General features: G+C 62.7%; 15 protein-coding genes. 8 read left to right on the top strand and 7 right to left on the bottom strand.

The genetic code is table 11. The features are described from left to right. Nucleotides 1-9: 9 nt before the first annotated feature. A complete protein-coding gene (locus HMPREF3173_RS02385) occupies nt 10-3,324 on the top strand; it encodes a transporter substrate-binding domain-containing protein (protein WP_070571386.1) in 3,315 nt (1,104 codons plus the stop codon). Nucleotides 3,325-3,349: 25 nt separating this feature from the next. Here HMPREF3173_RS02385 and HMPREF3173_RS02380 read toward each other — a convergent pair whose 3' ends face one another. After that, a complete protein-coding gene (locus tag HMPREF3173_RS02380) occupies nt 3,350-4,369 on the bottom strand; it encodes an HTH-type transcriptional regulator GntR (protein WP_043212378.1) in 1,020 nt (339 codons plus the stop codon). A 208-nt stretch (nt 4,370-4,577) separates the two neighbouring features. On the opposite strand from HMPREF3173_RS02380, the gene HMPREF3173_RS02375 reads away from it, so the two are divergent. The 3 genes from HMPREF3173_RS02375 to HMPREF3173_RS02365 all read left to right on the top strand — a co-directional run bounded on the left by HMPREF3173_RS02375 (nt 4,578) and on the right by HMPREF3173_RS02365 (nt 6,966). After that, on the top strand, nt 4,578-5,117 hold the full coding sequence (locus tag HMPREF3173_RS02375) for a gluconokinase (protein ID WP_070571385.1): 540 nt from the start codon (nt 4,578-4,580) through the stop codon (nt 5,115-5,117). A gap of 99 nt (nt 5,118-5,216) precedes the next feature. Continuing rightward, nucleotides 5,217-6,569 (top strand): GntP family permease, encoded by a 1,353-nt coding sequence (locus tag HMPREF3173_RS02370; protein WP_043212374.1) that lies wholly within the window; start codon nt 5,217-5,219, stop codon nt 6,567-6,569. 88 nt (nt 6,570-6,657) lie between these two features. Then, entirely contained in the window at nt 6,658-6,966 is a 309-nt protein-coding gene (locus HMPREF3173_RS02365) for a hypothetical protein (protein ID WP_043212371.1), read from the top strand. A 30-nt stretch (nt 6,967-6,996) separates the two neighbouring features. On the opposite strand, the gene HMPREF3173_RS02360 is transcribed toward HMPREF3173_RS02365, so the two are convergent. From HMPREF3173_RS02360 to HMPREF3173_RS02345, 4 genes are all read right to left on the bottom strand, one after another. Further along, nucleotides 6,997-8,421: a sigma-54-dependent transcriptional regulator gene (locus tag HMPREF3173_RS02360; protein ID WP_070571384.1), complete on the bottom strand. Its 1,425-nt coding sequence runs from the start codon at nt 8,419-8,421 to the stop codon at nt 6,997-6,999. Further along, entirely contained in the window at nt 8,390-9,883 is a 1,494-nt protein-coding gene (locus HMPREF3173_RS02355; RefSeq protein WP_070571383.1) for a sensor histidine kinase, read from the bottom strand. The genes HMPREF3173_RS02360 and HMPREF3173_RS02355 overlap by 32 nt, the downstream gene beginning before the upstream one ends. 293 nt (nt 9,884-10,176) lie before the next feature. Then, nucleotides 10,177-11,631, bottom strand: a complete 1,455-nt coding sequence (locus HMPREF3173_RS02350) for a sensor histidine kinase (RefSeq protein WP_070571382.1) — start codon at nt 11,629-11,631, stop codon at nt 10,177-10,179. 100 nt (nt 11,632-11,731) lie between these two features. Further along, the gene (locus HMPREF3173_RS02345) at nt 11,732-12,328 is read right to left on the bottom strand and encodes a lytic transglycosylase domain-containing protein (protein ID WP_070571381.1); all 597 of its coding nucleotides are present in this window, start codon (nt 12,326-12,328) and stop codon (nt 11,732-11,734) included. 182 nt (nt 12,329-12,510) lie between these two features. On the opposite strand from HMPREF3173_RS02345, the gene gspG reads away from it, so the two are divergent. Both gspG and HMPREF3173_RS02335 read left to right on the top strand, forming a co-directional pair. After that, nucleotides 12,511-12,936: a type II secretion system major pseudopilin GspG gene (gspG, locus tag HMPREF3173_RS02340; RefSeq protein ID WP_043212360.1), complete on the top strand. Its 426-nt coding sequence runs from the start codon at nt 12,511-12,513 to the stop codon at nt 12,934-12,936. A gap of 11 nt (nt 12,937-12,947) precedes the next feature. Beyond that, a complete protein-coding gene (locus tag HMPREF3173_RS02335) occupies nt 12,948-14,138 on the top strand; it encodes a type II secretion system F family protein (RefSeq protein WP_070571380.1) in 1,191 nt (396 codons plus the stop codon). A gap of 30 nt (nt 14,139-14,168) precedes the next feature. Here HMPREF3173_RS02335 and xerC read toward each other — a convergent pair whose 3' ends face one another. Next, complete coding sequence (gene xerC / locus HMPREF3173_RS02330; protein WP_070571379.1) at nt 14,169-15,083, bottom strand: site-specific integrase; 915 nt, start codon at nt 15,081-15,083, stop codon at nt 14,169-14,171. Between the two features lie 255 nt (nt 15,084-15,338). Here xerC and HMPREF3173_RS02325 point away from each other — a divergent pair, with 255 nt between their 5' ends. Continuing rightward, nucleotides 15,339-15,986, top strand: coding sequence for a DUF1345 domain-containing protein (locus tag HMPREF3173_RS02325; protein ID WP_070571378.1), 648 nt, complete (start codon nt 15,339-15,341; stop codon nt 15,984-15,986). A 264-nt stretch (nt 15,987-16,250) separates the two neighbouring features. Further along, the gene (locus HMPREF3173_RS02320; RefSeq protein WP_043212353.1) at nt 16,251-16,511 is read left to right on the top strand and encodes a DUF1652 domain-containing protein; all 261 of its coding nucleotides are present in this window, start codon (nt 16,251-16,253) and stop codon (nt 16,509-16,511) included. Here the strand turns inward: HMPREF3173_RS02320 and HMPREF3173_RS02315 are convergent, their stop codons facing one another. Then, nucleotides 16,512-18,593 carry a putative bifunctional diguanylate cyclase/phosphodiesterase gene (locus HMPREF3173_RS02315; protein WP_070571377.1) on the bottom strand — a complete coding sequence of 694 codons (2,082 nt, stop codon included), beginning with the start codon at nt 18,591-18,593 and terminating at the stop codon, nt 16,512-16,514. Between the last annotated feature and the right edge of the window lie 13 nt (nt 18,594-18,606).

Here is an 18,606-nt window from a genome sequence, read left to right as displayed (position 1 = left end):
CCCTCCGTCATGAGAGGCGCGGTGTTCACCATCCTGCTGGGCGCGCTCCTGGCCATCAGCGCTGTGGCGCATGCCGACAGCGAAGCCCGGCACCTGCTCGCCCGCTCACTGAGCGCCTCGCCCCCGTTGTCGCTCCAACAAGATGACCGGCACTGGCTCGAACGCCGCAAAGCCCTGGTACTGGGCAGCTCGCGCCCTGACTACCCGCCGTTCGAGATCAACACCAGCCCCGCCGACTTTGAAGGTCTCAGTGCCGACTATGCGGGTCTGATCGGCGAACAGCTCGGCATCCCGGTCGAGGTTCGCCGCTTCCCCACCCGCCAGGCAGCCATCGAAGCACTGCACGCCGGCAGCATCGACTTGCTCGGCAGCTCCAACGCCTTCGAGGCCGCCGATGCGCAGTTGGTTCTCAGCCAGCCCTATGCCGACGACCTGTCGGTCGTCGTCAGCAAGCAGGATCGTATGCTCGGCCGTCATGGCAAAGCATTGCCAGGGCTACGCCTGGCCATGGTCGATCATTACTTGCCCGAAAAGCTGGTGCGCAAGCAGTATCCCGACGTCCAAGTGACCCTGTACCGCTCGACACTGGCCGGATTGTCGGCCGTGGCGATGGGGGCGGCGGACGCTTATCTGGGTGATGCGATCAGTACCGACTACGCGATCGGCAAGAGCTTCCAAGGTTTGGTGAAAATCGATCATTTCAGCCCCTTGCCCGCCGACGTCTTCGCCTTTGCCCTGGCCCGCGATAATCCACGCTTGCAACGCCTGGTCAACGAGGCCCTGGCCAGGATCAGCGACAGCGAGCGCCTGAACATCCTGCGGCGCTGGAGCAGCGGCAATACCAGTTTGCTGATGAAAAATCCGGTCGGTGCCCTCACGCCTGAGGAGCGTGACTGGATAGCGCACAACCCAAAGGTGCGGGTGTTGGTCAATTCCTCCCTGGCGCCCCTGACCTTCAACGATGCTCAACAGCACCCGACCGGAATCACCATCGACCTGCTCAAGCGCATCCGCCTGCAGACCGGTCTGCGCTTCGAGATCGTCGAAGTCGACTCGATCCAGGACATGGTCGACCAAGTGGCCGAGGGGCAGGCGCAGATAATCGGCGCCCTGGGCTACGGCGCCGAACGTGCGACGCGCCTTCGCTTTACCCGCCCCTATGTGGTCAGCCCCCGGGTTTTGATCACCCGCAGCGAAGCCCCCTGGGTCGGCACGCCGATGACGCTCGATGGGCGACGTGTCGCGTTGTTGCGTGGCTCCCCTCAGCGTGAGGCGTTGCAACGGCAGTATCCTGGCGTCCGTCTGGTCGAGGTCGAAACCCATCTAGAGTTGATGGAAGCCGTCGCCAGCGGCAAGGCCGACGTGGCCTTGAGCAGCCAAATCAATGCCAGCTACTACATCAGCCATGTGTTCAACAATGGTTTGCGTATCGCCGGCCTGCAAAGCGACGATCCGGCCAGCGCCGCTTTTGCGATCGCACCGGATCTACCGGTGCTGCAGTCGATTCTGGACAAAGCCCTGCTTAACATCCCGCCTGAGGAGCTGGACCAGTTGGTCAACCGATGGCACACCAACACCCTGGTCAGCGACAGCCCCTGGCGCAACTACCGCACCCTAGCGCTGCAAGTGCTGGTGCTGGCTGCCGTGCTCTTGGCCGGTGTGGTGTTCTGGAACACTTACCTGCGCAAGCTCATCAACCAGCGCACCGAGGCCCAACGCGCCCTGCAGGCGCAACTGGCGCTTAGCCGCGGTCTGCTGGAGCAGTTGCGTCAAGCCAAGGATGACGCTGAACAGGCCAGCCAGGCCAAGAGTACCTTCCTGGCGATCATGAGCCATGAGATCCGCACACCGATGAACGCAGTGATCGGCCTGCTGGAGCTCGCCCTGGAGGACAGCCGCCGTGGCCACAGCGACCCGCAAACTTTGCATACCGCCCATGACTCGGCCATTGGCCTGCTCGAGCTGATCGGCGACATCCTCGACATTTCCCGCATCGAATCCGGCCACATGTCCCTGCAACCGGTACCGATCGACCTGGTGGAACTGGTGCGCGCGACCCTTCGCGTGTTCGACGGCAATGCCCGGATCAAGGGCTTATATCTGAACGGGGATCTGCCGCAGGCGCCAGTCTGGGTGCTCGCCGACCCTGTGCGCCTCAAGCAGGTCCTGTCCAACTTGATCAGCAACGCCCTCAAGTTCACCGACCAGGGTGGCGTGCAAGTGACCCTGAAACTCACCCCTCCCAGCGCCACCGGCGATATCCGGGTTTCGTTGTGCGTACAGGACAGCGGCATCGGTATCAGCCCCAGCGACCAGGCCCGACTCTTCAGCACCTTTGCCCAGGTAAACGGCCCCCAGGCCGGAAAAGGCGCCGGCCTCGGCCTGGTGATCAGCCGAACCCTGGCCGAGTTGATGGGCGGGTCGCTCGAACTGCAGAGCGTCGAAGGCATGGGCACCAAGGTGAGCGTGGACCTGACCCTGCCGGCCACCTCGGTGCCAGCACAGGACGAACAGACCGAGCCGGCTCAGGACATGAGCAGCGGCCCACTGGATATCCTGGTAGTCGATGACTACCCCGCCAACCTACTGCTGCTGGACAAGCAACTGACCACCCTGGGACACAAGGTGACCCAGGCCGAGAATGGCGAAGCGGCGCTGGCCCTATGGCGAGCAGGTCAGTTCAATGTGGTGATTACCGATTGCAGCATGCCGGTGATGGATGGCCATGAGCTCACTCGGCGTATCCGCGCCCTGGAGCATGAGCGCGGCCAGCCCGCCTGCCTGATACTCGGCGTTACGGCCAACGCCCAAGCCGAGGAAAAAGCGCGCTGCCTGGCCAATGGCATGGATGAATGCCTGTTCAAACCGATCGGTCTAAAAGCCCTCAAAGCCCACCTTCCCAGCGCGCCGCTGGCGGAGCAGGTGCCGGCCCCCGCACCCGCACCCGCACCCGCACCCGCACCGGAGCCTGCCACGGCCAGTGGCTTCAACCTCAGTGAGCTGCGTCACCTGACCCAGGATGACGACCAGTTGATTCGACGCCTTCTCGAGCAATTGGCACACAGCGCCGGCGAAGACCTCGCAGCCCTGCGTGCCCTTGGCGAAGCGCCTGAAAGTGACGCGGTGCATGCCTTGGCACACCGCATCAAGGGAGGCGCGAAAATGCTGAAAGTCCGGGGCGTGGTGCGCGATTGCGAAGCGGTCGAACAGGCCGTCGCCCAGAAGCAGCCGACCGAGGCCTTGCTCGAACGGCTGGAAAGTAGCCTGGAGGCACTGCAACGCGAACTGCGCGAAGGGCTCGCGGCACTCAGCGCCCCCAACTGAGCCCTGCCCGGCCCGAACCAGCCGGTCAGGAGCTCTCGCGCACCATCAGCTCGAATCCCAGATCCTGCTGTTCGGTGGCCACCTGCTTGCCATCGAGCAGCGCCAACAGCGCCTGGGCTGCGCCTCGGCCTACCGCGGCTCGGGGGGTACGGATCGAGGTCAACCGCGGCACCATGTGCGCCGATGCCGGCAGGTCGTTGAAACCAACCATCGCCACTTGGCGCGGCACCTCGACACCCTGGCGCAAAGCCTGCAATACCGCACCCTGGGCCAAGTCATCGTTACAGAAGAACACGCCGTCGACATCCGGCGCCTGCGCAAGCAACTGGCTGAACAGCTCGCTGCCCAGGCCGATAGATGACGGTTGTGGCGCCAGCAGTTCCAGCTCCGGCGCCTGCAAACCGGCCTCGGCCAGCGCCTGGCGGAAGCCATCGGCGCGCTGCATAACGCGAGGGTCGAGCTGCGCCGCGATGAATGCCAAGCGTCGACGACCACGCTCGATCAAGTGCCGGGCAGCCGCGCGGCCGGCCTGTTGTTGGGAAAATCCGACCGACAACTGCCCCGCCTCGCCTCCGAGCTCCATCATGTGCACGCACGGCACGCCGCTGGCGGTCAGCATCTGCCGAGAGACTTCACTGCGCTCGAACCCGGTGAGCAGGATCCCGCAGGGCTGGTAGGCCAGATAGTTGCGGATGAGGTTTTCTTCTTCGGCCAGATCGTAGTGGTAGTTGCCGATCAGTACTTCCAACCCGCGCGGGCGCATCACTTCGTGGATGGCCTCCAGGGTGTCGATGAACAGCTGGTTGGACAACGAGGGGATCAACACCACCACCGACTCACTGCGTGCCGACGCCAATGCCCGAGCAGCCGGGTTGGCGACATAGCCTAGGCTCGCCGCAGCGGCCACGACTTTTTCCACCAGTTGCGGGGCCACGGTGCTTACACCGCGCAAGGCGCGAGAAGCGGTGATGGGGGAAACCCCCGAAAGTCTGGCGACTTCTGCCAGGGTGGGACGACCGGTCGTGCGTGAGCCTGTACGAGACATGAGTGTTGTAATTTTACTACTTGCCAGAAGTGGGAACGGCCACTAAGGTAGCGCTGTCTCAGGATACAGGCAATGTATCTTTGGTAGCGGCTATGCGCCTAGCGTCCATACTGCGTAAAGACAAGACCAATAACACCCGGGAGGGTGGCGCTCGCATCCGTTTTCAGCGGCACCGAGACAGCGCTATCTCACCCCGCAGGAGGTACTGATGAACTCTCCCCTGACCGCAATCGTGGTGATGGGCGTGGCAGGCTGCGGCAAGAGCTGCGTGGGCGCTGCCATTGCCAGCACGAGCGGTGGTCGCCTGATCGAAGGCGATGCTTTCCACCCTGCCGAAAACATCCGCAAGATGAGCGCTGGCATTCCTTTGAACGATGACGACCGCGCCGGTTGGCTGGTCCGTCTTGGCCAGGAACTGCAGGCCGTGCTCCAGGCCGGCGAACGCCCCATTCTCACCTGTTCCGCGCTTAAGCGCCGTTATCGCGAGACCCTGCGCGAGGCCGTGCCGGGCCTTGGCTTCGTGTTTCTCGAACTGAGCTCAGCCGAAGCGGAAAAACGCGTACTCGCCCGCCCCGGTCATTTCATGCCAGCCAGCCTCATCGACAGCCAGTTCGCCGCGCTGGAACCGCCCCACGGCGAGCCTCTGACCCTGGCGCTGGACGCCACGCAACCTATCGAAGCGCTGGCCGTGGCGGTAGACACCTGGCTAAAGCCCCAAAGTGACCGAAGCCTGGCGCGTACCGCCTGAACCGTCGGCCTTCCCGGCTCACCAAAGACAGCGCTATCTCGGCATCCAAAGATGCCGATCGTTTCGCCAAAACAATGATAATACAGAGGCACATGAACCATGTTCGGACTGGCTACTGATACCTACCTGCTACTCGACGCTCTGGTCACCATCGTCGGACTTATCCTGCTAATCACCCATTTCAAGGTCCACCCCTTCGTCGCCCTGACCCTGGCAGCCGGCTTCCTGGGCCTGACCTCCGGCATGCCGGTGGCCAAGGTCATGAAGTCCTTCCAGGACGGCTTTGGCGGTGTACTCGGCTTCGTCGGCATCGTCCTGGCCCTGGGGACCATGTTGGGCAAATTGATGGCCGACTCCGGTGGTGCCGACCAGATCGCGCAAACGCTGATCCGTGCCTTTGGCAAACAGAAGGTGCACTGGGCCATGATGTTCGCCGCCTTCTTGGTGGGCATCCCATTGTTCTTCGAAATCGGCTTCGTGCTGTTGATCCCCCTGGTGTTCATCGTCGCGCGTCGCTCAGGGGTTTCGCTGATCAAGATCGGCATTCCGCTGCTGGCCGGCCTTTCCGTAGTCCACGGACTTGTGCCGCCGCATCCAGGACCGCTGCTAGCGATCGGCATCTTCCACGCGGATATCGGCAAGACCATCTTCTATGGCCTGCTGGTGGCCCTGCCCACTGCGGTCATCGCAGGCCCGCTGTTCGGTAATTTCATCGCCCGCTACATTCCGGGCAACCCATCCCAGGAACTGATGGACCAGATCGCCCGGGAAACCAATCAGAACAACCTGCCAAGCTTTGGCGTCACCCTGCTCACCGTGCTACTGCCGGTCGTGCTGATGCTACTCAAGACCTTCGCCGATGTGGTGCTGCCCGCCGAGCACATCGTGCGCCAGTGGATGGACCTGATCGGCCACCCCATCACCGCCCTGCTCGCGGCATTGCTGCTGGCGTTCTACACCTTCGGTTCGGCCCGGGGCTTCTCACGTCAGCAAATCATGAAGATGCTCGACCAGAGCCTGGCTCCGACCGCCGCCATCGTGCTTATCGTGGGTGCTGGCGGTGGCTTCAAGCAGATGCTGGTGGACACTGGTGTGGGTAACGTGATTGGCCAGATGGCGGTGCAAGCCGAGATTTCGCCGATTCTGCTGGCCTGGCTGGTCGCTGCGGTGATCCGCATCGCGACTGGTTCGGCGACCGTGGCGACCATCACCGGTGCCGGCATCGTCGCGCCGGTGATCGATCTGGTCCCTGGCGTGAACCGCGAGCTGCTGGTGCTGGCCACCGGCGCAGGTTCGTTGATTCTGTCCCACGTCAACGATGCCGGTTTCTGGCTGGTCAAACAGTACTTCAACATGACCGTGGCAGAGACGTTCAAGACCTGGAGCATGATGGAGACCATCCTGTCGGTGGTGGGCATCATCTTCATCATGCTGTTGTCGCTGGTGGTCTGACCGTTCGTCGCCGTGGTGGCACCTTGCGTTGAGGGTTGCGGCCCAACCCAGGTACAGGCAACACGCCTTTGCCCGCAAGGAGCCACCCATGAAACGATCGCGCACTTGGCTGCTCGCCGCCCTGCTGGCCTCTCCGCTGGCCTTGGCGGTGGGCACCGGTCCGACCCACCCGGACGATCCGCACAACACCGCGCCCAAGCCGGGCGCCGACAGCACCCTCAATCCAATCGAGAAGCCTGTGCCCCGCGATACCGACCCGCGTATCCAGGGGAACGATCCGGACAGCCCGCCCGCCGACCAGAACGATGATCGAAACCTCCCGGGAATGGACGGCGGGGGTTCTGAAGGGATGCGCGGGCATGGCGACGGAGGCACTCGCGGCCAGGGACAGCCCTGAAGAGCCTGGGGCTGCCGTGCAGGCCCAGGCTCACCACTGTCGCTTGTCAGGCCGGGTCAGCCCCAGTTTCTCGATGCGGTAGCGCAACATATCCCGCGATAGCCCCAGCAGACGCGCCGACTTGGTGACGTTCCAGTCCGTGCGGTCGAGGGTCCGGCACACCAGGTCGCGCTCCATGTCCGGCAGGCTGGTCCCAGGCTCCGGCTCATGCCGTGGCGGCTCGAAAGCCACCGACGTGGGTAAGCTCATGGGTTCGTCGACCAGGGTCATGCACAGGTTCAGCTGGTGTGCGGCCACGACATCATTGGGCGCCAGCAGGACTGTCTGCTCAAGCATGTTACGCAGTTCTCGCACATTGCCTGGCCAGCTGTAACCCAGCATCAGCGCCTCGGCTTCAGCAGAAAAGCGCAGATGGGGTTTGCCATATCGGCGCCCATGGTGAGCCAGGAAGTGCCTGGCCAGCAGCAGAATGTCCTGGCCGCGTGCGTATAGGCGGGGCACCTTCAGCGCGATGATGCGCAGGCGGAAGAACAGGTCGCGTCGAAACTTGCCCTGCTGCACCATCTGCTCCAGGTTGCAGTTGGTGGCGCTGATGACCCGCAGGTCCACCTTTCGCTCCTTGACCGCCCCGATCCGGCGGATGCTGCGATCCTCCAGCAGCTTGAGCAGCTTGGCCTGCAGCACCAGGTCCATTTCGCCGATCTCATCGAGGAACAGCGTCCCGCCATCGGCGGCCTCGACCAGGCCCACACGACGCTCCTTGGCATCGGTGAACGCGCCCTTCTCGTGACCGAACAGTTCGGCCTCCAGCAAATTGGCCGGGATCGAGGCGCAGTTGAATTCAATGAAAGGCCCCTTGCTCCGCGAGCCGTCAAAATGCAGGGCGCGCGCCACCAGCTCCTTGCCAGTGCCTGTTTCCCCTTCGATCAACACCGGCGGCAGGTCGTCGCTGGCCATTCGCTGCTCGGCATCGAGCAGCTGGCGCAGGGTGTGCTTGAGGTTCAGCATCGCCGAGGACTCGCCGATCAACGCCTGCAACCCAGACTTCTGCGCCTCGCGCTCTTGGTAGAACGACAAGGTGCGTTCCATGCGCTCGGCCGCCAGGGCTTTATCGAGCATCAGCTTGAGCTCGGCCAGCACCACCGGCTTGGTCAGGTAATGGAACGCGCCTTCCTTCATGGCCAGCACGGCGTCTTCGACATTGCCGTATCCGGTCATCATGATCACCTTGAGCTCCGGCGCCTGGGTGATCAGTGCGCGCAACAGCTCATGGCCGTTCATGCCCGGCAGGGAGTTGTCGGTCAGCACGGCATCGGGCAAGCCTTGCTTGATCTGCTCCAAAGCCAGCTCCGCGCTGTGGCAGACCGTGACTTCGAACCCCTTCAAACCGAGGTAGGTACGTATGTTGTCCGCGAGGATCTCGTCATCCTCGACCACCAGAATGCTGGGCCCCATGGTCCCCTCCCGCTGCAATATTGAATACAAGACTCACGCGGGTTCCTTCCTCTTCGCGGGTGGTCAGGCTGACCGAGCCACCAAAGCGTTCCATGATGCGCTTGACCAGAGCCAGGCCCACGCCGAGGCCGCCCTGCTTGGTAGTGAAGAACGGCTTGAACACCATCCGTTCCTGTTGCTGACTCATGCCTTTGCCGGTATCGCTGAGCACCAGGCGCACCTGCTGCCCTTCCAGGCAACTGACTTCGGCGCACAACAGGCCGCCCTTGGGCATGGCTTCCAAAGCATTGGCGAACAGGCTGTTGAGGATCTGGGTCAGTTGCAGCGGTTGGCTGGATACCCACTGCTGGGCTGGCCCCTCGAAGCTGAACTGCACGCCGTTGCGCTCGATCTGCTGCAGGAATGCCAGCCGGGTATCCTCGATAGCCGCCACCAGATCCACCGCTTCGGCCTCGTCACTGGTCGGACGCAGCGACACCAGCAAATCACGCACCCAGCGTGACATCCGGTCAACCTGACTGATGATGTCGGCAATGTTCTTGCGCGCCGGATCGCTTGCGATCTCCTGGGCTAACTCTGCGCTGGAACGAATGTTGGCCAATGGGTTGCGCAGGCTATGGGCCACGGCTGACGACATCTCGCCCAGGGCCACGTAGGTCTCGCTGGCCACCAGGCGATCTTGCTGATGATGCAGCATCCCCGCAGCCCGGCGCACGATCCAGAACAAGCCGAAATAAATCAGCGCTCCGCCCACCAGAGTCGAACACCAGATCAGCACATAGCCGCGCTGGATGCGTCGCACCAGGTCTTGGGGTTCTTTGTAGATTTCAACCATAGACAGCACTTGCTCACCCTGGCTGTCGAACAGCGGAATGTAGTTCTCGATGAACAAATAGCGCGGTTCGCGCTGGAATTTCTGCTCTTCCCGGTCATCCTCCGCCTTGTGATAGCTCGCTGAGACCGGCTTGCGCGAGTGGAAGGCCTCGTCCAGGTCGTCGTCTTCGGCAATGCGCTTGCCCAGCAATTGCGGGTTGGTCGACCAGACAATCATGCGGTCATGGGCGTAGACATTGGCCAGCAAGATGTCCGGAAGGTGCGCCACGTGATCGAGGAATTCGCCGCGGGTCGATTGCACCAGAGCCGGGGGGATCTGCAAATGCTGATTGTCCAGGCGCGGATCGAGCAATTCGCCCATGGTGGTGCCCGGGGGTAGTTGCGAATGGCGTACCTCGGCCTGGGCCATGGCCTGGATGAACTGGGCGGTGAGCATGGCATCGCGTTCGACGCTGTCGCGCACCACGAAGCGAGTCGAGAAGTAACCCAAGGCGCCGGCCACCGTTGCGATGATCAGCAAGCTGATGACCGAGAACCAGCGCAGCAGGTTGAACTCGCGCAAGGGCGCAGCGAGCCCAGTGGAGGGGCTGGCAGTCTTGTCCGGAAGATCGTGTTCCAGCATCTGCATCGCATCGTTCCCGTTCGAAGGCTTCGGGGGATGGAGTATCAGGACAGTGCTACTGCCTGTAGCAACGTGATAGCACTTTGCCTGATCCCTTGCCGCTGCCATTGGTCGCTATAATCTTGCTGCAAGATCTCAGCCATTTACGCACCAATATCGAATAGCCATTATTATCATGTACTTACGGCGAAAATTAGAGATCGATTCGAGATGAATCCCCCACTATTGGGTAACCTCACCCAACTAAGTCAATTTTCTTTTTAAATCAGCCAGATACGAGGCAATTGCAACGTAGAACATCATGATTTGACCAAGCGAAAATTCAGCGAAACGCTGGTACCTTGCCCTTCGCGGCTGCTCAACCGAACCGAGCCTGCGAAGCGTTCCATGATCCGCTTGACCAGCACCAGGCCAACCCCCAAACCGCCCTGTTTGGTGGTGAAGAACGGCCGAAAAGCCATGCGTTGCTGCTGGTCGCTCATACCCCGCCCGGTGTCCGACAGGCGCAAGGTCAGGCTGCGTCGATCCCGGCGCACCACTTCCACCCGCAACTGGCCACCCTGCTCCATGGATTCCAGCGCATTGGCGATCAAGCTGTTGAAGATCTGCCCCAGCAATACCGGATGGCCCACCACCTGCACCGAGGGCAGCGGCTTTACGTCCAGGTTCACGCCGCTGCGCGCCAGCGGCACGGCAAACGCCTGCAGGCTCTCTTGCAGCACCTGGGAGAGGTTAACCGGCACCGCGTCATCATTGAGCGGGCGCAGCGACTGCAAGAGCTGGCGTACCCATTGAGACATGCGGTCCACCTGGCTGATGATGTCGCTGATGTTTTTCTGCGCCGGCCCTTCGTCGAATGCCTGAGCCAGCTCGGCACTGGAACGGATGCTAGCCAATGGGTTGCGCAAGCTGTGGGCGACCGCCGACGACATTTCCCCCAGCGCCACGTAGGTCTCGTTGCTGATCAGCCGCTTCTGTTGTAATGCCATCACCCGTGCCGCGCGGCGCATGATGCCGTAAAGGCCGAAATACACCAGGCTCGCGCCGATCGCGATGGCCAGCCAGATCAACAACAGGCCATGCTCGATGCGTACGATCAGGTCATGGGGTTCCTTGTAGATCTCCACCATGGCGGTGACCCGTTCGCCATCGGCGTCGAACAGAGGAATGTAGTTCTCGATGAACAATTGCTGGGGCGGGGTCACGAACTTCTGTTCGCTGCGCGCATCCTCGAAGTCGTGATAACTGGCCGACACCTGCATCTTGTATTCGAAGGCCTGCTCCAGATCCTCGTCGGACTCGATCGACTTCCCGGTCAGTGCTGGGTTGCTTGACCAGATCACCGTCCGGTCCGGCGCATAGATATTGGCCAGCAGCATGTCGGGCAGGTGGGCGATATGGTCGAGGAACTCGCCCCGAGCCCGGCGCCGGGCGTCGGGGTCGACGTCGGGCATGGCCTGGTCGGTGCGCGGATCGAGCAACTCGCCCATGGTGCGCACATTGGGGATCGACACATGACGCACTTCGGCGTCGGCAATGGCCTGGATGAACTGCGCCGACAGCAAGGCGTCTCGCTCGACACTCTCGTTGATGATGAAGCGGCTGGAGATCAGCCCCAGCCCGACGGCAATCGAGACGATGATCGCCAGGCTCACCCAGGCGTACCAACGCAGCAGGTCGAATGGCTTGCGGGCCAAGTTGCTGTCGCCACCAACGGGCACATCGAGTCTGGCGGAACGCGGGGCGAGGTCCATGGTCGACTCCAACGGCTGGGCACCTTCAAAAGGTTATAGCCCAGAGTTGGGGAAGTAGGCACACCCTGCGCGACATTGACCTGCGACACTTTGGTGGCGACTACAACGGCGCATCTTCGGCCAGCCCCTGCAACTTGCGGTAGTCACGCAGCACATTAGGTACGTAGCGGCGCGTCTCGGCGAAGGGCGGGACCACACCTCCGCGGCTGATCACTGCATCGGGCCCGGCGTTGTAGGCCGCCACCGCCAAGGTGATGTCGTTGTCGAACAACTTCAGCATGCGCTTGAGATAGCGCGCCCCGCCTTGCAGGTTGGACGCAGGGTCCAGCACGTCCTTGACCCCCATCTCCTTCGCCGTGTCAGGCATCAGTTGCATCAGTCCGGCCGCCCCCCGGGGCGAGCGCGCCTTGGGATTGTAACCGGACTCGGCCTTGATCAGCGCGTGCAGCAGCGCCTGGGGAACGCCGTGGGCTTCGGCGGCCTTGGCCACTAGCTCGGCGTAGGGCCGGCCGGTGATCAATTGAGCATCGGCCGGCCCGGCGTGGGCCACCGGCTCACGGATGACCCGTTCGTAATGCCGGCCGGGCCGGTGCACGTTGGACAGCACATAGCCGCCCTTGGCATCGATGGAGATGTACATGTCGGCCTCTGCGGCGCCCGCCGCGAGCCAGATCAGTCCCAGGATGATTCCACGCATGTCGGCTGCCTCCCCGTCGTGGCCCCCGATGTGGGGGAAATGCCCCGGAAAACCCGAGGTTTTCAGCTACAACGCAAGCACTGTGCCGCTTGCTGCGCCCCATGGCGCAAGGCCCCGAGCCAGACGTGCACGGCTGTTGCATGGCAAGGCAAACCTGCCCGAACGCACTGGAGGATTTCACCATGCAACGCAGATCCATCACCCAGCGTGGCTTCACCCTGCTCGAACTGTTGGTGGTCCTGGTGGTGCTTGGCCTATTGGCCGGCATCGTCGCGCCCAAGTACTTCAGCCAGCTCGGCCGCTCGGAAGCAAAAGTGGCGCGAGCGCAGATAGAGGGCCTGGGCAAGGCCCTTGACCTGTATCGCCTGGAGGTCGGGCATTACCCCAGCAGCGAGCAGGGCCTTCAGGCGTTGGTGGCGGCCCCCAGCGGTGAGCAGCGATGGTCCGGCCCTTATTTGCAAAAGGCCGTTCCGCAGGACCCTTGGGGCCGCGCCTATATCTACCGCCAACCCGGTGAGAATGGTGGCGAGTACGACCTGCTCTCGATGGGCAAGGACGGCCAGCCCGGCGGAGACGGGGAAAATGCCGAAATCACCAGCTGGCAATGAGGAGAACGGCCATGCGCTACTGCCTCAAGGCCCTGGGTCGCCAAGGCATCGTCCAGTTGCAGGTCGAGGCCGAGGATACCGAGCACGCGCGACGACAGGCCGAGAACCAGGGGTTACGGGTCGTGAGCATTCGCGGCCAGGGCGTCGCCCTGCGCGTCCTGGCTTTGCGCCGCGCGCCAGTGTTCGACCTGGTGTTGTTCAGTCAGGAATTGGGCACGTTGCTCAGTGCGGGCCTACCCCTGATCGATGCTCTCGAGAGCCTGGCCGAAAAAGCGCCCAACGCCTCCTCACGCAAGGTGCTGGAGGCGCTGGTGCGCCAACTCTACGAGGGCCGCTCGCTGTCCCAGGCCTTGGGCGAACAGCCACAGGTGTTCCCGGCGCTGTACGTGGCCTTGGTGCAATCGAGCGAACGCACCGGTGCCTTGGGAGATGCCTTGGGCCGCTATATCAGCTACCGACAACGCCTGGACGTGGTCCGGCAGAAACTGGTCGGTGCCTCGGTCTACCCCCTGCTGCTGTTGCTGGTAGGGGGTGGCGTGGTGCTGTTCTTGTTGGGCTACGTTGTGCCGCGCTTCAGCCTGGTGTTCGAAGGCATGGGCAACGAGCTGCCGTGGCTTTCGCAGGTTCTGATGAAGATTGGCCTGTTCCTCCACGCGCAGCAGCTACCCCTGGCATTGGCGGCACTGGGGGGCCTTTGCCTCTTGGCCTTGATGCGCCGCAACCCCGCCCTGCGCCGCTGGGCCAGTCGCCAGCTACGCCGTTGGCCCGCGCTGCATCAACGTCTGGTGATGTATGAGTTGGCGCGCTTCTACCGCTCGCTTGGCATCCTCTTACAAGGCGGTATCCCCATCCTCACCGCGATGGGCATGGCCCGCGGCCTGCTGGGCAGCACCTCGGCACAAGGGCTTGAGCAGGCCAGCCGACGGGTGGGTGAAGGTTTGCCGCTGTCCGATGCGCTGGAGTTTGGCCAGCTGGTCACACCGGTGTCTCTGCGCTTGCTGCGGGCCGGTGAGCAGTCGGGGAACCTGGGGGAAATGCTCGAGCGCTGCGCCGACTTTCACGATCAGGAAATCGGCCGTTGGGTGGAATGGTTCGTACGCTTGTTCGAGCCGCTGCTGATGACCTTCATCGGCCTGCTGATCGGACTGATCGTGATCCTCATGTACATGCCGATCTTCGAGCTGGCATCGAGTATTCACTAACATTGGGATGGGGGCGCTGCACGCACCTGGTCAGTAGTCGAACCGATCCACCGCCCGCCGCCGCTCGTTGTCGTCGCGCCGGTCGTAGTTGGCGGTGGTCTGAATGTTGGCATGGTGCGCGAGCTTCTGGGCGATGGACAGGTCATGCTCTTCGATCACCCGGGTGATGAATGCCCGGCGAAAATCATGGGGCATGATCTTGATCCCCACCTGAGCCCCACGCTGGCGGGCGATGTAGTAGATGGCGTGCTTGGTGATGCGCGCCCGTGTGATGTGGTTGCCACGGCGGATGCGGTTGAACAGGAATTCATCATCGGCCTCTCCTTCCGGCAAATGCTGGCGTCGAAGCTCCAGCCAGGCCTGCAGTTTCTCGAACGCCCAGACGGGGGCGTACTTGATCAACTGGCGATTGCCCTTGCCCACGACCCGCAAGCTACGGGCCTCGAAGTCCACTTGGTCCAGATCGATGTCAACCGACTCGGATTTGCGCATGCCGGTGCCATACAGCAGCGCGATGATCGCCGCATCGCGTACGCCCTGAGGGCGCGGGTCGGCGGCGCAGACGTCCATCAATTCGCGAATCAGACTGCGCCTTAAATTGCGCCCTGCCGGCAGCCTGCTGCCGCCTGCCGGCTTGACCTCGCGAATGTGCAACAGCTTTTCATGGTCGATCAGACCCTGGCGCCACGCTTCGTTCATCACCCCGCGTACCGCATTGACATACAGCGACGATGTGTTCGGGGCATAGCCGTCGGTACGCAGCGCTGCCACCAGGGCAACCACATGGCCTGGCTCGAGCTCGTGCCAGGGCACGTCGGCAATGTCGCAGTCGACAAACCCAAGGCGGTCGGCGGCGTCCTGGAGGATGTAACGCATGGTCAGCTGGCTGGAAGGCGCCAGACGAGCCAGGTACTGCAACAGTGGGTTATGCAAGAAATCGGACAAAACATGGATCCTGAAGCGGGTCTTTCAGATTGGGGGGCAAGCCATATCGACTACAAGACACGGCGGTCGTTACGCCTCCGGGCCGTGCCATCATCCTGATATACAAGGCATTTGCCGCCGGCACGGCGGGTGATAGTACCCCATTACCCTCCCCTGTTCGAACCCAGGGCGACGCGCCGTATCGGAGTCTGGGCTGGATGGCGGACCAGGCTGAACTAGAGTGTTAGCCATGCTCCTGTCACCTGACGAGACCGCATGGCTTTCCACCGCCTCACCCGCACCCACCCTCGCCTGAGCATCGCCATCCTGGCGGGCCTGGTCGGCGCTTGGCTGATTCCTACCGATGATACCGTGCAGCGCATCCTCGCCGGATGGAACCTGGGCGTCTGGCTGTATCTGGTGCTGGTGTTCTGGCTGACCTGGCGCGCCAATGCCGACACCGTGCGCAAGGTTGCCTGCGTGGAAGATGAGAACGCAGGCCTGGTGCTGTTCACCGTCTGCTTCGCGGCCATTGCCAGCCTCGCGGCAGTCACGTTGCAACTGGCCGCCAGCCGTGGCCTGCAGGGGAACGACCAGGCCCTTCATTATTTGTACACGGCTCTGACGGTGGCCGGCTCCTGGCTGCTGATCGGTTGCATCTTCAGCCTGCATTACGCCCGCCTGTTCTATACCAGTGATCCGCACGCGCTGCCGCTGCGCTTTCCCGACGGTGAACGCGCACCGGACTACTGGGACTTTCTCTATTTCTCTTTCACCCTGAGCGTCGCCGTGCAGACCTCCGACATCGGTGTGGCCGGACGCGGCATGCGTCGAGTGGTGCTGGCCCATTCGCTGGTGTGCTTCGTCTACAACACGGCAATCCTTGGCTTCACCATCAACATTGCCGCTGGCCTGTTGGGCTGATGCGCCGCACCACTGGTCAGAAAAGCACCATGCTCCGACAGCCGCGCGGAACCATCCTGACCAGCCGCTTTTGTCCCGGAAAAACGTTTGCCCTGGCCTTTTGCCGTGATTTGCTGCCCAGACCGTGGCACTGATTCAAATCAAGCAACCGCATATTTGTCATGCTAGGCGCGAGACACTGTCGTCACAGGTGCTATGGTTAGGTTCCTACCGGCCGAATGAGCGGCCGATCACCGCGTCAAGGATCAGGACAAGGAGGCTGGCATGAACAAGATGACGTTCCCCAACGCCTGCCAGGTGATGCGCTGGCATTTCCATCCATTGGGCTTCGAAGCCAGCATGGATGCACCGCGCAGCATGGTCGCCCGGCTGTTCGACCGCGCCACCGGCGAAACTTTGCTGGCTATTGCCGGCATCCCCTGCGCGGCCATCATGGCGGCCGCGGATGTAGAGCGGATCATCGAGGCGGTGGAGGCCGAGATGGACGCATTCGAACCCTCATGCGCCCTGCGCGATGCGGTGTAGTCAGAGCGTCTCGGTCTGCCTCACCGTCTTGAGAGCCTTCATGAACTGCTCGGCGGGCATGGGCTGGCCGAGCAGGTAGCCTTGCAGCGAATCACACCCCAGGCGGGTCAAAAACTCCTGCTGGCGGCTGGTCTCCACCCCTTCTGCCACGATGCGCAGCCCAAGGGCCTGGCCCAGGGCGACGATGGCCGAGACGATTGCCGCATCGTCGCTGTCCTGCTCCAGATCGCGAACAAAACCTCGGTCGATCTTCAGCTCATTGGCCGGCAGCCGTTTCAAGTACATCAGGCTTGAATAGCCGGTGCCGAAATCATCGATGGACAGGTCCACCCCCATATCGGAAAGCTTCTGCAGCACGGTCAAGCTCGCGTCGGCGTCGCGCATGGCCGTGGTCTCGGTGATCTCGAGCGTCAGGCGGTTGGCCGGCAGCCGGTTGCTCGCCAAGGCCCGGGCCACGCTGTCCACCAGACCGGCATGACAGAACTGGATGGCCGACAGATTCACCGCGATACGCCAGTCGTCATGCCCCTGCTCGAGCCACTCGCGCATCTGCCGGCAGGCTTCGCCGAGCACCCATTCACCGATTGGAATGATCAGGCCGGTCTTCTCGGCAAGGCCGATGAACCGGTCCGGCAACAGCAGCCCGTGCTGCGGATGCTCCCAGCGCAGCAATGCCTCGGCACCGATCGGCTGACGGGCGAGCGCATCGAACTTTGGCTGGTAATGCAGGCGGAACTGGCCATGCTCAAGCGCCGCACGCAGGTCTTGGAGCAGTTGCAGTTGCTGGCGCGCGTTGCTGTTCATCGACACGTCGAAGAAGCTGTAGCCGTTTTTGCCGGCACTTTTCGCGTGATACATGGCCGCATCGGCGTTACGCAGCAGTTCGTGCTGATCGAGCCCATTGCCCGGATAAAGCACGATCCCCACGCTCGCCGAGAGCTGCAGGTCGTGATCGGCCACCCGGTAGGGCCGGGCCACCAGGTTGACCTGCTTCACAGCTACTTCCATGGCATCGGCTGGCTCCTGCAACTCCACCAGCAGCACGAACTCGTCACCACCGATGCGTGCCAGGGTGTCCTGGCTGTGCAGGTGCCCGCGCAAACGGGCCGCCACCGCTTTGAGCAGCAGGTCGCCCACATGATGACCGAAGGCATCGTTGACCGGCTTGAAACCATCCAGGTCAATGAACATCAGGGCAAAGCAGCCGCCCTGCTCCGCTACCTTGCTGATGGCCTGGTCGATGCGCTCGGCCAGTAGGGTGCGATTGGGCAGGCCTGTAAGGGTGTCATGCAGGGCCAACTGGGTCAGTTCCTGGTTGGCCAGGGTCAAAGAGCGTGCGAGGTCCGAGGTGCGCGCCTCCAGGCGCGCATCGAGTACCGACGTGACCAACGCCACGGCGAGCACCGCCAAGGTGGTGATCAACACGACCGAATCCAGGCCGTCGCCACGCAGGCCGTTGGCCAGGGCACCGCAGAAGCTGCCTTCTGGGAAATTGGCCGCCGCCATGCCGGTGTAGTGCATGCCGACGATGGCTATCCCCATCACCACCGCCGCCGCCCCGCGGATGTGCCGCACATAGGGGGTATGACGACGCAGACGGAACGCGATCCACAGGGCCGCCGCCGATGCCCCTACGGCGATGGCCAACGAGGCGCCGAAGAGGGTCGGGTCATAATCGATGCCCGGCACCATCTGCAGTGCAGCCATGCCGGTGTAATGCATGCTGGCAATGCCACCGCCCATGATCAGTGCCCCCAGCCCCAACTGCAGCATCGGCAGGCTCGGCTGGCTGACCAGCCACAGGGCGAAGCCCGACGACAGAACCGCGATCAGCAGCGATAGCCCGGTGAGCGTCCAGTCATACCCCAACTCGATCGGCAGGCTGAAGGCAAGCATGCCGATGAAATGCATCGACCAGATACCGATACCCAGGGCAAAGGCCCCGCCCCCCATCCACAGGTGAGCCGCACGTCCCTGCGCCGTGGCGATCCGGCCAGTGAGGTCCAGGGCGGTATAGGAGGCAAGGATGGCAACGCACAGCGAGATCAACACCAGCGCGGAGGAGTAGCTACCGATCAGCATTTAGATTCCAGCA

The sequence above is a fragment of the Pseudomonas sp. HMSC08G10 genome (assembly GCF_001808425.1).
GTDB lineage: Bacteria > Pseudomonadota > Gammaproteobacteria > Pseudomonadales > Pseudomonadaceae > Aquipseudomonas > Aquipseudomonas guariconensis.
This window is presented reverse-complemented; position numbering and strand designations above follow the sequence as displayed.

Excerpts from the sequence above, each read along its gene's own strand:
- HMPREF3173_RS02385 (WP_070571386.1), top strand. The coding sequence starts at position 10 with ATGAGAGGCGCGGTGTTCACCATCCTGCTGGGCGCGCTCCTGGCCATC.
- HMPREF3173_RS02380 (WP_043212378.1), bottom strand. The coding sequence starts at position 4,369 with ATGTCTCGTACAGGCTCACGCACGACCGGTCGTCCCACCCTGGCAGAA.
- HMPREF3173_RS02375 (WP_070571385.1), top strand. The coding sequence starts at position 4,578 with ATGAACTCTCCCCTGACCGCAATCGTGGTGATGGGCGTGGCAGGCTGC.
- HMPREF3173_RS02370 (WP_043212374.1), top strand. The coding sequence starts at position 5,217 with ATGTTCGGACTGGCTACTGATACCTACCTGCTACTCGACGCTCTGGTC.
- HMPREF3173_RS02365 (WP_043212371.1), top strand. The coding sequence starts at position 6,658 with ATGAAACGATCGCGCACTTGGCTGCTCGCCGCCCTGCTGGCCTCTCCG.
- HMPREF3173_RS02360 (WP_070571384.1), bottom strand. The coding sequence starts at position 8,421 with ATGGGGCCCAGCATTCTGGTGGTCGAGGATGACGAGATCCTCGCGGAC.
- HMPREF3173_RS02355 (WP_070571383.1), bottom strand. The coding sequence starts at position 9,883 with ATGCAGATGCTGGAACACGATCTTCCGGACAAGACTGCCAGCCCCTCC.
- HMPREF3173_RS02350 (WP_070571382.1), bottom strand. The coding sequence starts at position 11,631 with ATGGACCTCGCCCCGCGTTCCGCCAGACTCGATGTGCCCGTTGGTGGC.
- HMPREF3173_RS02345 (WP_070571381.1), bottom strand. The coding sequence starts at position 12,328 with ATGCGTGGAATCATCCTGGGACTGATCTGGCTCGCGGCGGGCGCCGCA.
- gspG (WP_043212360.1), top strand. The coding sequence starts at position 12,511 with ATGCAACGCAGATCCATCACCCAGCGTGGCTTCACCCTGCTCGAACTG.
- HMPREF3173_RS02335 (WP_070571380.1), top strand. The coding sequence starts at position 12,948 with ATGCGCTACTGCCTCAAGGCCCTGGGTCGCCAAGGCATCGTCCAGTTG.
- HMPREF3173_RS02325 (WP_070571378.1), top strand. The coding sequence starts at position 15,339 with ATGGCTTTCCACCGCCTCACCCGCACCCACCCTCGCCTGAGCATCGCC.
- HMPREF3173_RS02320 (WP_043212353.1), top strand. The coding sequence starts at position 16,251 with ATGAACAAGATGACGTTCCCCAACGCCTGCCAGGTGATGCGCTGGCAT.
- HMPREF3173_RS02315 (WP_070571377.1), bottom strand. The coding sequence starts at position 18,593 with ATGCTGATCGGTAGCTACTCCTCCGCGCTGGTGTTGATCTCGCTGTGC.